Genomic DNA, 12,515 nt, shown 5'->3' on the forward strand with positions numbered 1-12,515 from the left:
TGTATATTTATGTTCTTTATCGTAAAAGTATGATATAGTAAAAAATAGTGAAATTTCTTCCAATATAATACAAATTACATATGATTGGTAGATTTATTATTTTGTTAAGGAGTAAATGGAAAAGGGAGAGTCATATGGTAAATTTTAAGAAAATTTTGGTTTTTATTACAGTTATTTGTTCGTTTTTTTTGACGCCCATAACATTGCGTGCTGAGACGAATATTGGAGTAAATCCAGAACAAGTTGCACCACCACCTGCGGAAGGACCGAATGTTTTTAGTCAGTTTGCAACGACAATTGATGCGAAAACAGGAGATGTTTTGTATGATAAAAACGCATATCACCGAGCATATCCTGCTAGTACGACGAAGGTGTTAACAGCGATTTTACTCATGGAGCATACAAAGCCAGAGGATCAATTTACATTTTCACAATTAGCATTAGATCAAGAGAAGAGTAATTATCAAATTGAGTTTCAACCTGGAGAGACAATTAATAGAAATACTGCGCTTATGATTTTAATGGTGCTGAGTGCGAATGATGTGTCGTATGCGATTGCGGAGCGGATTGGCGGGAGTGTTGAGAATTTCGCTAATATGATGAATGAGAAAGCGAAGCAATTAGGAGCGAAAGATAGCCACTTTGTAACACCGAATGGATTGCATGATCCGAACCATTATACGACGCCGTATGATATGGCTATGATTACGAAGGGTGTGCAAAAGTATCCTGAAATTTTACAAGCAATGAATACGAAAAGAACGACAGTTACGACGTCTAGGCAGACGGTGTCTATTTTTAATAAATCTAATTTTTTTGAAAATCCATATAGCATTGGCGGTAAGACAGGGTTTACGAATGAAGCACGTAATACACTTGTTTTATTAAATGAGAAAGATGGAAATCGTATTATAAGCGTAGTAATGGCTTCTCAAAGACCTGAAATTTATGAAGATTTGAAGCAGATGGCGGAATATTCTTTCGGTCAATTTACGAAGCAAATGGTGCTTGATAAACATAATTGGCATCAAAAAACAACATATTTAAATAAAGATGTTAATTCTGAGTTGGAACAAAGTGCGGAGCTTATGCTTAAGAAAGATGAAGGGAAAAATGTGAAAACTATTTTCCGGGCGGCTTCATTAGATAAAGAATCTTTATATCATAAAGGAATACATCGTGGTGAGGTAGTTGGTGCAGTTGATATTACGAAAAATAATCAAACAATTGCGACGGTAAATGTTCTTTCAACAGAAGATGTCACTTTTACGATGCCTAAAAAAGATACAACTATGCCTGAAGTAAAAGACTCAAATGTGAAAGTAATAAGTGTTGGGATAGGTGCGATTATATTATTTGGAGCAATTTTATATGTAGTGTTGCGCCGAAATACAAAAGGAATGAAATCAGAAGGTAAATAAATTACTAATAAAAAGACTGTGTAAAATTTTGGCACAGTCTTTTTTCTATATTTTAAATAACTAATAATTGTAAATTTTCTTATTGCAATAACTTAAAGTTCGTTATATCATTTACTTGTGTTCTTGTTAAAGAACAAAGTGGATATTGCATACTTCAAATAATATAAAACAACGGAGAGGGAGAGAGACGATGAAATTAATATGGAAGATAATTAGCAACGCGATCTCATTTGTTTTATTTGCATTGATGGTTTTTTTAGCTTTTGTAGTTATTTCTTCAAAAGCAAGCGGTGGTGATCCGACAGTGATGGGATATCAATTTAAGAGCGTTCTTTCAGGATCAATGGAGCCGACGTTTTTAACAGGATCAATCATTGCAATAGAACCAAACAAAGATGGTTCTAAATATCAAAAAGGTGATGTTATTACCTTTAAAGAGAAAGATCAAAAAATTATCACTCACCGTATTATCGGTGTGAAAGATACAAATGGAAAAGTAATGTATGAAACAAAAGGGGATAACAACAACGGACCAGATTTAGAGCCAGTACTTGCAGAAAATGTAGTTGGAAAGTATGCAGATATTACAGTTCCGTATGTTGGTTATTTACTGAATTATGCGAATTCAAAAGCGGGAGCAGCATTGCTTCTTATTATTCCAGGAGTCTTTTTGCTTGGTTATTCCGCTATTTCTATTTTTGGTGCTATTCGTAGCATTGACGGAGAAAAGAAAGATAAAAAAGTAGAACAATCCGTCTAGTTCGTTTGGTTATACTTTCCGTTTAGGAAGTTAACAAATATATATTAAGGGGATATGGACATGACTTTAAAGAAAAAATTAGGAATGGGTATTACATCAGCAGTATTAGGAGCAGCTTTAGTTGGTGGAGGAACATTTGCATTTTTCAGTGATAAAGAAGTGTCAAACAATACATTTGCGGCTGGAACACTGGATTTAGCATTAAATCCATCAACAGTTGTTAACGTATCGAATTTAAAACCTGGGGATACAATTGAAAAAGAATTTAAACTAGAAAATAAAGGTTCTTTAGATATTAAAAAGGTTCTACTGAAAACAGATTATAATGTAGAAGATGTAAAGAAAGATAATAAAGATGATTTTGGTAAACATATTAAAGTAACATTCTTAAAAAATGTAGATAAGCATGAGACAATTGTGAAACAAACTACTTTAGATAAATTAAAAGGTGACACACTTACAGCTGTAGATAATGATTTATCGGCTTGGTTCTGGGATGAAAAAGGTATTTCAGCAGGTAAATCTGATAAATTCAAAGTGAAATTTGAGTTCGTTGATAATGGAAAAGATCAAAATCAATTCCAAGGCGATAAGTTACAATTAAATTGGACGTTTGATGCACAACAAACAGCAGGTGAAGAAAGATAATAATAAAAAGGGCTATCACATGGATAGCCCTTTTTCTATTTTTCTAGTATTTGTCTATCAATTTTAATAGTTCTTTACTATAATATAGATAATGTTCTGTATAAAGAACGTAATGTTCGATGGGAGAGATTAAGATGCTGAAAAGACCGCTTAATTTTAAAAAGATGCTTATATTGCCGTGTATGTGTTCTATTACGTTTTATTTAGGATCTCAAATTATGACGCATACAGAAGCGGCGTTCATTCATGAAACGAAAGTAGAAGCGACGCTTTCTACAGCAATTATATTTCCGAAAACAGTTAATACGTTAAAAGAGCAATCTGAGAAACATAAACAGTTTATTGAGCGTGAGTATGGAACGATGAAGGGGAAATCGAAAGCAACTTCTATTGAAGAAATAAAACAGGCGATTTCTGTATGGCAACAAGGGCGTGAGAAAATTGTTGCTGAGAAGGAAGCTCTGCAAAATGTATATACTGAAATAGAAGCTCCTTACAATCAAATACAAGAAGAATTAAAGGTAAATAAAGATGAGTCGATGCAGCAAGTGTCCATATATGTAAATGAAGGCTTTCGCAGTATCAAAGAGAAGCGTGACTATATTGAGAAAGAAATTAGCTTGAAAGCTATTGATGAGCAAATTCAGGCTCTTCAGCAACAATTAAACGTTGCAATTGAAGCGGAAGGACAAAAGAAAGTAGAAGAACAAAAGAAAGCAGAGGAACAGAAGAAAGTAGAAGAACAAAAGAAAGCCGAAGAACAAAAGAAAGTAGAAGAACAGAAGAAAGCCGAAGAACAAAAGAAAGCCGAAGAACAGAAGGAAGTAGAAGAACAGAAGAAAGTAGAAGAACAGAAAAAAGTAGAAGAGCAAAAGAAAGTGGAAGAACAGAAAAAGCTAGAAGAGCAGAAGAAAGCGGAGTAACTGCTTTAGTGAAACAGCCAGAAAACAAGAATGTGGTGTAAGAGAGAGTGAACGAATAAGCAAGACTAGTAATATTTATACGAGTGTGAGGGAACGTTAGCCCTCACCTCTTTGTTTTTCTTTTTTCTTATAGTATTAAGTGATTTGAGTGTGAAAAAAGTTATAAATTATCGATATTTTTCTGAAAAGTCTAAAAAATATTGAGAAATAAAAATAACTGAAAATATTAATAAATATGTGTTGTGTTTATATAGGGTTGTTCGTTATAATGAACATAAGGTTTTTAAAAAAGAACGCATATTAGCTAAGCTAATATAGTTTTCTTTACATCTCTTATTGAAAAATAAGTGATAAAAATATAAAAAAAAGCTAGGGGGAATTGATTGTGAGTCTGAAAAAGAAATTAGGTATGGGAGTTGCATCAGCAGCATTGGGGTTAGCTTTAATTGGTGGAGGAACATTTGCATTCTTTAGCGATAAAGAAGTATCAAACAATACATTTGCAGCTGGGACGTTAGACCTTACATTAAACCCTAAGACGCTTGTAGATATTAAAGATTTAAAACCAGGGGATTCTGTTAAGAAAGAGTTCTTATTACAAAACAGCGGTTCGTTAACTATTAAAGACGTTAAATTAGCAACAAAGTATACTGTTAAAGATGCAAAAGGTGATAATGCTGGTGAAGACTTTGGTAAGCACGTTAAAGTAAAATTCCTTTGGAACTGGGATAAACAAAGTGAGCCTGTATATGAAACAACTTTAGCAGACTTACAAAAAGTTGATCCAGATCTTTTAGCTAAAGATATCTTTGCTCCTGAGTGGGGAGAAAAGGGTGGATTAGCAGCTGGTACAGAGGATTATCTATGGGTACAATTTGAATTCGTAGATGATGGAAAAGACCAAAATATCTTCCAAGGTGATACATTGAATTTAGAATGGACATTCAATGCCAACCAAGAAGCTGGGGAAGAAAAATAATAAAAAAGCGGGTATTCCCGCTTTTTTTTATAAAGAAAAAGAAGTGCTGGTTGTAAGCACTTCTTTCTATTATTATTTTTGATTTTGCTTCCACTTTGTAAATTCAAGAAATTCACGAAATTGTTCTTTGGAGACACCAGAGTTCATTGCATCTTTAACGAGTTGTGTCCATTCGGAGTCTAGGTTAGTTTCCTTTGTTGTTTCATCATGAAGTAAAGTATCAACTGGAATTTGTAGAACTGCTGCGATCTTTTCAAGAAACTGAATGGAAGGGTTTTTTTGTAAATTTCGTTCTATAGAACTAATGTAAGATTTAGCAACGCCAGCTTTTTCGGCAAGTTCAGTTAATGAAATCCCTTTTTGTAAACGAAGGCGTTTTATACGTTCTCCAATCATATTTGCGCACCTTTCTATCAATATGTAGTTGTCTTATGATGTCATTATTATAACATAAACTTCGTTAAAAAGAACAAACCTATTGAGCCTGACTGGATGGCTTCATACGTTGGAAAAATTGCTCGATGTCTTGCATGGCGATACCAGCATCTAGAGCTTCAAGTATTAAATCAATCCATTCTTGATCCAGTGCGTCTGTCTTATCTTTGTACAAATGTAATTCCTCCCTAATTATCGGTCATAATTGCTGCTACAGAATATATGATAATGCAATCGGATTTTGTGTTTTATATAGTGAATTATCAAATATTGTGTAGATGAAACAAAGATAAAATCCCCATTAAACTCCCTCTATGGAAATTATAAATTGTTCGATAAAAACTTTCAATATTTTCAGAAAACATTGTTGAATTGTGATATATTCGTATGCTAACTATGAAATTTTTACAAATATATTAAAAATATTACATAATATGACTAAATATTGAAAAAATATTGAATTTTTAATAAAATTCAATTTGTAATACATATTATTTATTAGGGGAGGAAATAAGGGATGAACAAGAAACCGTTCAAAGTTTTGTCATCAATCGCTTTAACAGCTGTATTAGGCCTTTCATTCGGAGCTGGTACTCAATCTGCATATGCTGAAACGCCTGCGAATAAAACAGCTACGAGCCCAGTTGATGATCACTTAATTCCGGAAGAACGTTTAGCAGATGCGCTAAAAAAACGTGGGGTAATTGATTCGTCAGCTTCAGAGAAAGAAACAAAGAAAGCTGTCGAAAAGTATGTAGAGAACAAAAAGGGTGAAAATCCTGGGAAAGAAGTACCAAATGGGGATCAACTTACGAAAGAAGCATCTGATTTTTTAAAGAAAGTGAAAGATGCGAAAGCAGACACGAAAGAAAAATTAGATAACCCTGCAACAGGAACACCTGCAGCGACAGGCCCAGTTAAAGGCGGTCTAAATGGTAAAGTACCAACTTCTCCAGCGAAACAAAAAGACTATAACGGTGATGTACGTAAAGATAAAGTACTCGTTTTACTTGTAGAGTACGCTGACTTTAAACATAATAATATCGACAAAGAGCCTGGATATATGTATTCTAACGATTTTAATAAAGAACATTATGAAAAAATGTTATTCGGCAACGAGCCGTTTACATTAGATGATGGAAGTAAAATTGAAACGTTTAAACAATATTACGAAGAGCAATCTGGTGGTAGTTACACAGTGGACGGAACAGTTACAAAATGGTTAACAGTTCCTGGTAAAGCTGCTGATTACGGTGCAGATGCTGCTAGCGGCGGTCATGATAATAAAGGACCAAAAGGCCCACGTGATTTAGTAAAAGATGCATTAAAAGCAGCTGTAGATAGCGGTCTTGATCTATCAGAGTTTGATCAATTTGATCAATATGATGTAAATGGTGATGGAAATAAAAATCAACCGGATGGTTTAATTGATCACTTAATGATTATTCATGCAGGTGTTGGACAAGAAGCAGGTGGTGGTAAATTAGGTGATGATGCAATTTGGTCACATCGCTGGACAGTTGGACCAAAACCATTCGCAATTGAAGGTACACAAGCGAAAGTTCCATATTGGGGTGGAAAGATGGCAGCGTTCGACTACACAATTGAACCAGAAGATGGAGCAGTTGGTGTATTCGCGCATGAATATGGTCATGATTTAGGTTTACCAGATGAGTATGATACACAATATAGCGGTGCTGGTGAGCCAATTCAAGCTTGGTCTATCATGAGTGGCGGAAGCTGGGCTGGTAAAATTGCAGGTACAACACCAACGAGCTTATCACCACAAAATAAAGAGTTTTTCCAAAAAACAATCGGTGGTAACTGGGCAAATATCGTAGAAGTAGATTACGAGAAATTAAATAAAGGTATCGGCCTAGCAACATATTTAGACCAAAGTGTTACGAAATCTAACCGTCCAGGTATGATTCGTGTTAACTTACCAGACAAAGATATAAAAACAATTGAGCCGGCATTCGGAAAACAGTATTACTACAGCACAAAAGGTGATGATCTTCATACGAAGATGGAAACACCACTGTTCGATTTAACAAATGCAACGACTGCAAAATTTGACTTCAAATCATTATATGAAATTGAAGCAGAGTATGATTTCCTTGAAGTACACGCTGTAACGGAAGATGGTCAACAAACGTTAATTGAAAGACTTGGTGAGAAAGCAAATAGTGGAAATGCAGATTCGACAAATGGAAAATGGATTGATAAATCATATGATTTAAGCCAGTTCAAAGGTAAGAAAGTAAAATTAACATTTGATTACATTACTGATGGTGGTTTAGCATTAAATGGTTTCTTACTTGATAATGCTTCATTAACAGTAGATGATAAAGTAGTATTCTCTGATGACGCAGAAGGTACGCCACAATTCAAATTAGATGGTTTTGCTGTTTCTAACGGAACAGAGAAGAAAAGCCATAACTACTATGTTGAGTGGAGAAACTATGCTGGTTCAGATAACGCGTTAAAATTTGCACGTGGTCCAGTATATAACGCTGGTATGGTTGTATGGTATGCAGATTCAGCTTACACAGATAACTGGGTAGGTGTACATCCAGGACACGGTTTCCTAGGTGTAGTTGATTCTCATCCAGAAGCAATTGTAGGAACTTTAAATGGTAAACCGACAGTGGAAAGTAGTACGCGATTCCAAATCGCAGATGCGGCGTTCTCATTCGATAAAACGCCAGCTTGGAAAGTTGTATCTCCAACGCGTGGAACGTATACGTATGATGGTTTAGCAGGTGTACCGAAGTTTGATGATTCTAAAACGTATATTAATCAACAGATTCCAGATGCAGGACGTATTTTACCGAAGCTTGGTCTGAAGTTTGAAGTAGTAGGACAAGCTGATGATAATTCTGCAGGTGCTGTTCGTTTATATCGTTAATACTGTAAAACTACCGAGAGATTTTCTTTCGGTAGTTTTTTGTGAGCAATGAATTTTATATAGCTGAAAAAGTCATATATAATGTAACCTTAAGAATAGAAATTTGTTATATATGAAGTCTATATAAATAATGAAAGAATTGGATAAAAATAGTGGGAGAAGGTGAGTGAATGAGTATTTCCTCTATTGTAAGTAGGCAAAAGGAATATTTTTTAAAAGGGCATACGAGAAGCATCGAAATGCGAAAGAATAATTTGAAGAAGCTTTATGAAGGCATTCAGCATTTTGAAGAAGAAATATTTCAGGCATTGAAATTAGATTTAAATAAGTCAGTTCACGAGTCGTTTACAACGGAAGTTGGATATGTATTAAAAGAAATTTCCTTTCAATTGAAACATATGTCATCGTGGAGTAAACCGAAACGAGTTCGAACAGCACTTACTCATTTTGGATCAAAAGGAAAAGTAGTGCCAGAACCGTATGGTGTGACACTTATTATTGCACCGTGGAACTATCCTTTTCAATTAGCAATTGCACCACTTGTAGGAGCACTGGCAGCTGGAAATACAATCGTTTTAAAGCCGTCAGAGTTAACACCAAGCGTTTCAAAAGTGCTTAAGAGAATGTTAGATGAATTATTCCCAGAAGAGCTTGTAGCGGTAGTAGAAGGTGGCGTTGAAGAGAGTACATCTTTGCTGAGGGAACCATTTGATTATATTTTCTTTACTGGTAGTGTTGGCGTTGGAAAAGTTGTAATGGAAGCAGCAGCGAAACAGTTGACGCCGCTCACTTTAGAACTTGGCGGGAAAAGTCCTTGTATTGTACATAAAGATGCAAAGATAGAGATGACAGCAAGAAGAATTGTTTGGGGTAAGTTTTTAAATGCAGGGCAGACGTGTGTAGCGCCTGATTATATGTATGTGCATTCTTCCGTGAAAGAAAAGCTAATTGAGGCACTGCGACATGAAATTATAGAGCAGTATAGTAAAGAACCTTTGCAAAATGAAAATTATGTGCGTATTGTAAGTGAGCGTCATTTTGAAAGATTATGTGGATTTTTACAAGATGGTCAAGTCGTAATTGGTGGAAACTATAAGAAAGATACATTACATATTGAACCGACAGTACTAGCGGATATTACATGGAAAGATACTGTTATGGAAGACGAAATTTTTGGTCCGATTTTACCAATCATAGAGTACGACAACATAGAAGATGTAATTGGCACAATCCAGCAACATCCGAAGCCGTTAGCGTTATATGTATTTTCTGAAGATAAAGAAGTACAAAAGAAAGTGACGAGTAATATTTCATATGGTGGAGGCTGTATTAATGATGTTGTCTATCATCTTGCCACGCCATATTTACCTTTTGGGGGTGTTGGAAGTAGTGGATTAGGGGGTTATCATGGGAAAGAAAGTTTTCGGACTTTTTCACATTATAAAAGCATTTTAGCCCAATCTACAGCATTCGACATGAAAATTCGTTACTCTTCTACAAAAAGTGCTTTAAAATTCATACGAAAGTTGTTAAAATGATGATGGTGTTTATCAGTAGGCGTAGCCGTATGATAATAGCCCCTTCGCAATGGAAGGGGTTTTTCTGTTCGACGTTATGTATCATGCGAAAATGAATCAAACATACTACATAAAGAATAGAAACGAACGCTTGTTAAATAACCATTTTTGTTTGGATCGAAACAAAAAATAGTCTATAGAACATAAATATTTATTCATGAATATAAAAATTTAAAATTTAAGGTAGATAGGACGGGAAAATGAAAAAGATTATTAAAGTTGAAGCAGTTGAAAAACATTTTGGAAATCAAGTGATTATCCCACCTCTTTCTTTAGATATTAAAGAGGGAGAGTTTTTAACAATTTTAGGGCCGAGTGGCTGCGGGAAAACGACTTTACTTCGTATGATCGCAGGATTTGAAACTCCAACTAAAGGGAATCTTTTATTAGATGATGAAAGAATTAACGATTTGCCGCCATATAAGCGTCATATGAACCTAGTGTTCCAACATTACGCACTATTCCCACATATGACAGTAGAGAAGAATATTTGTTTTGGTATGAAAATGCAGAAAGTATCAGCAGCAGAGCAGAAAGAGCGTGCTGAAGAGGCAATGCGTTTAACGCAGTTACTTGAGTTCCGTAATCGTAAACCTGCGAAGCTTTCTGGTGGACAACAGCAGCGTGTTGCAATTGCAAGAGCGATTGTAAATAATCCGCGTGTATTACTATTAGATGAGCCACTTGGAGCGCTTGACTTTAAGTTACGAAAAGACTTGCAACGTGAATTGAAAAACTTACAACGTAATTTAGGAATTACGTTCATATACGTAACGCACGATCAAGAAGAAGCAATGAGCATGAGCGATCGTATTGTCGTTATGAATAAAGGACATATCGAACAAATCGGAACGCCGAAAGAAATTTATAATAAGCCGAAAACATTGTTCGTTGCGACATTCATCGGTGAAAATAATATTGTGAAGAACGGGGAAGGCTATGTAGCAATTCGCCCTGAAAATGTAAAAGTACGTTCGGTTGAAGAACCAATTTTAAAAGAATACCATCTTGGACATATTGAAGATATTGAGTTTGTCGGAAATATGGAGAAGCTTTATGTACGTGATGAGAAAACATCAGAATTACTAATGGCATATCAAACTGCTGAAGAGGCAGCGCAGTGGAGCATTGGAGATAATGTATATGTAGGCTGGGAGCAAGAGGACGAGGTGACCTTAAATTGAAAAAAGGGAAATTACTCGCACTACCTACAGTCGCGTGGCTGCTAATTTTCTTCCTAATCCCGCTCGTATTCGTATTAGGATTCGCCTTCATGCAGCGCGGAGCTTACGGGACAGTAGAAATGCAATTTACGCTGGAGAATATATCCCGTGTATTTGATCCATTGTACTTAGGAACGTTATGGGAAACTGTTAAAATCGCAGTTATTACAACAGTAATATGTTTATTAATTGGTTATCCGTTTGCGTATACAATTACAATTGTTGACCGCAAATACCGCTCTATTCTTTTATTATTGGCAACGATCCCGTTTTGGATTAACTTTCTTGTTCGTTCATACGCATGGATTGTTATTTTACGTTCACAAGGTCTTGTGAATACGTTGTTATTAAAGCTTGGCATTATTAGTGAACCGTTAAATTTATTATATAATACTCCTTCTGTAATACTCGGAATGGTCTATTCTTTATTACCATTTATGATTTTACCAGTGTATGCAGCAATTGAGCAGCTGGATAAGCGTAAGCTAGAAGCGGCTTATGATTTAGGAGCAACACCAATAAAGGCATTTTGGAATATAACAGTGCCGATGACGATGTCAGGAATTGCGACTGGTTCTATTTTAGTATTCGTTTCTTCTATCGGAATGTTTGTTGTATCAGACGTGATGGGCGGATCGAAAGTAGCATTAATCGGAAACGTTATTCAAAATCAATTCTTAGGTGCACGTGACTGGCCGTTTGGATCTGCGTTATCGATTATCGTTGTTCTATTCTCTGTTCTGTTAATTTACTTATATTATCGTGCAACGAAAGTATATAAATATAATGAGAACGGAGGGGAATAGGCAAAGATGAAGAAGTTTTTAGTTTCTTATTCTTGGTTAATTTTGTTATTCTTGTATTTTCCAATGATGGTTTTAATGGTCTATTCTTTCAACGACTCTCGCATTAATGCGGAGTGGGAAGGTTTTACATTCCATTGGTATACAGATTTATTTCAAAAACAAGATGTTATTGATGCATTTGTAAATAGTATTACGATTGCAGTTATAACAACGATTGTGACAACGGTACTTGGTGTATTCTTTGCAATTGCTTTACATCGTTATAAATATCGTTTCGAAGGGGCTATTAATGGCCTTGTATATTTACCAATTTTAATTCCTGATATTTTAATGGGATTATCTTTACTAATTCTTTTCAGTCAGTTAGGAATGGAACTTGGACAAACAACGATTATTATTGCACATATTACATTTAGCATTTCGTTTGTTGTTGTTATTTTAGCTGCGCGTCTTTCAAGTATGGGACGTGACTTAGAAGAAGCTGCAAATGATCTAGGAGCAACGCCTTGGCAAACGTTTCGTTATGTAACGTTCCCAGCAATTGCACCGGGAGTTATTTCGGCAGCATTATTAACATTCACATTATCAATTGATGATTTTGTAATTAGTTTCTTCGTATCAGGACCAGGATCAACAACATTGCCACTATACATTTACAGTATGGTTAAGCGCGGAGTATCACCAGAAATTAATGCTCTTTCTACAATTTTAATTGTTGCTATCGTAGGATTAATGGTTCTATCTGAAATCTTCCGGAACAAAGGTGCAGATGGTGAAGAAAACTCTGGAGGACACCTTCCTTTATAATACGAACGATATAGAAAGTACAAGGGGG

Annotated in this window: 12 protein-coding genes; 10 read left to right on the forward strand and 2 right to left on the reverse strand. The window is 35.3% G+C overall.

What is annotated here, in order from left to right:
* The first annotated feature begins 134 nt into the window (after positions 1-134).
* The 5 genes from M1D73_RS06390 (at position 135) to calY (ending at position 4,731) form a co-directional block, all read left to right on the forward strand.
* Complete coding sequence (locus M1D73_RS06390; RefSeq protein ID WP_000247031.1) at positions 135-1,421, forward strand: D-alanyl-D-alanine carboxypeptidase family protein; 1,287 nt, start codon at positions 135-137, stop codon at positions 1,419-1,421.
* Positions 1,422-1,611: 190 nt separating this feature from the next.
* On the forward strand, positions 1,612-2,181 hold the full coding sequence (gene sipW, locus M1D73_RS06395; protein WP_000767792.1) for a signal peptidase I SipW: 570 nt from the start codon (positions 1,612-1,614) through the stop codon (positions 2,179-2,181).
* 60 nt (positions 2,182-2,241) lie between these two features.
* Positions 2,242-2,829 carry a CalY family protein gene (locus M1D73_RS06400; RefSeq protein WP_000172852.1) on the forward strand — a complete coding sequence of 196 codons (588 nt, stop codon included), beginning with the start codon at positions 2,242-2,244 and terminating at the stop codon, positions 2,827-2,829.
* Positions 2,830-2,963: 134 nt separating this feature from the next.
* On the forward strand, positions 2,964-3,752 hold the full coding sequence (locus M1D73_RS06405; RefSeq protein ID WP_121868145.1) for a DUF4047 domain-containing protein: 789 nt from the start codon (positions 2,964-2,966) through the stop codon (positions 3,750-3,752).
* Positions 3,753-4,137: 385 nt separating this feature from the next.
* Positions 4,138-4,731, forward strand: coding sequence for a biofilm matrix protein CalY (calY, locus tag M1D73_RS06410; protein ID WP_000053713.1), 594 nt, complete (start codon positions 4,138-4,140; stop codon positions 4,729-4,731).
* A 72-nt stretch (positions 4,732-4,803) separates the two neighbouring features.
* Here the strand turns inward: calY and M1D73_RS06415 are convergent, their stop codons facing one another.
* Positions 4,804-5,127, reverse strand: a complete 324-nt coding sequence (locus M1D73_RS06415) for a helix-turn-helix domain-containing protein (protein WP_000578885.1) — start codon at positions 5,125-5,127, stop codon at positions 4,804-4,806.
* A 79-nt stretch (positions 5,128-5,206) separates the two neighbouring features.
* Positions 5,207-5,341 (reverse strand): anti-repressor SinI family protein, encoded by a 135-nt coding sequence (locus M1D73_RS06420; RefSeq protein ID WP_000276219.1) that lies wholly within the window; start codon positions 5,339-5,341, stop codon positions 5,207-5,209.
* 342 nt (positions 5,342-5,683) lie between these two features.
* On the opposite strand from M1D73_RS06420, the gene inhA1 reads away from it, so the two are divergent.
* From inhA1 to potC, 5 genes are all read left to right on the forward strand, one after another.
* Positions 5,684-8,074, forward strand: a complete 2,391-nt coding sequence (inhA1, locus tag M1D73_RS06425) for a M6 family metalloprotease immune inhibitor InhA1 (protein WP_001035936.1) — start codon at positions 5,684-5,686, stop codon at positions 8,072-8,074.
* A gap of 170 nt (positions 8,075-8,244) precedes the next feature.
* Complete coding sequence (locus M1D73_RS06430; protein ID WP_000028375.1) at positions 8,245-9,612, forward strand: aldehyde dehydrogenase; 1,368 nt, start codon at positions 8,245-8,247, stop codon at positions 9,610-9,612.
* Positions 9,613-9,851: 239 nt separating this feature from the next.
* On the forward strand, positions 9,852-10,835 hold the full coding sequence (gene potA, locus M1D73_RS06435; protein ID WP_000720333.1) for a spermidine/putrescine ABC transporter ATP-binding protein PotA: 984 nt from the start codon (positions 9,852-9,854) through the stop codon (positions 10,833-10,835).
* Positions 10,832-11,680: a spermidine/putrescine ABC transporter permease PotB gene (gene potB / locus M1D73_RS06440; protein WP_000715500.1), complete on the forward strand. Its 849-nt coding sequence runs from the start codon at positions 10,832-10,834 to the stop codon at positions 11,678-11,680. Before potA ends, potB begins: the two co-directional genes overlap by 4 nt.
* A 6-nt stretch (positions 11,681-11,686) precedes the next feature.
* Positions 11,687-12,487, forward strand: a complete 801-nt coding sequence (gene potC / locus M1D73_RS06445; protein ID WP_000714192.1) for a spermidine/putrescine ABC transporter permease PotC — start codon at positions 11,687-11,689, stop codon at positions 12,485-12,487.
* Positions 12,488-12,515 lie beyond the last annotated feature (28 nt).

The sequence above is a fragment of the Bacillus sp. PK3-067 genome (assembly GCF_056738645.1).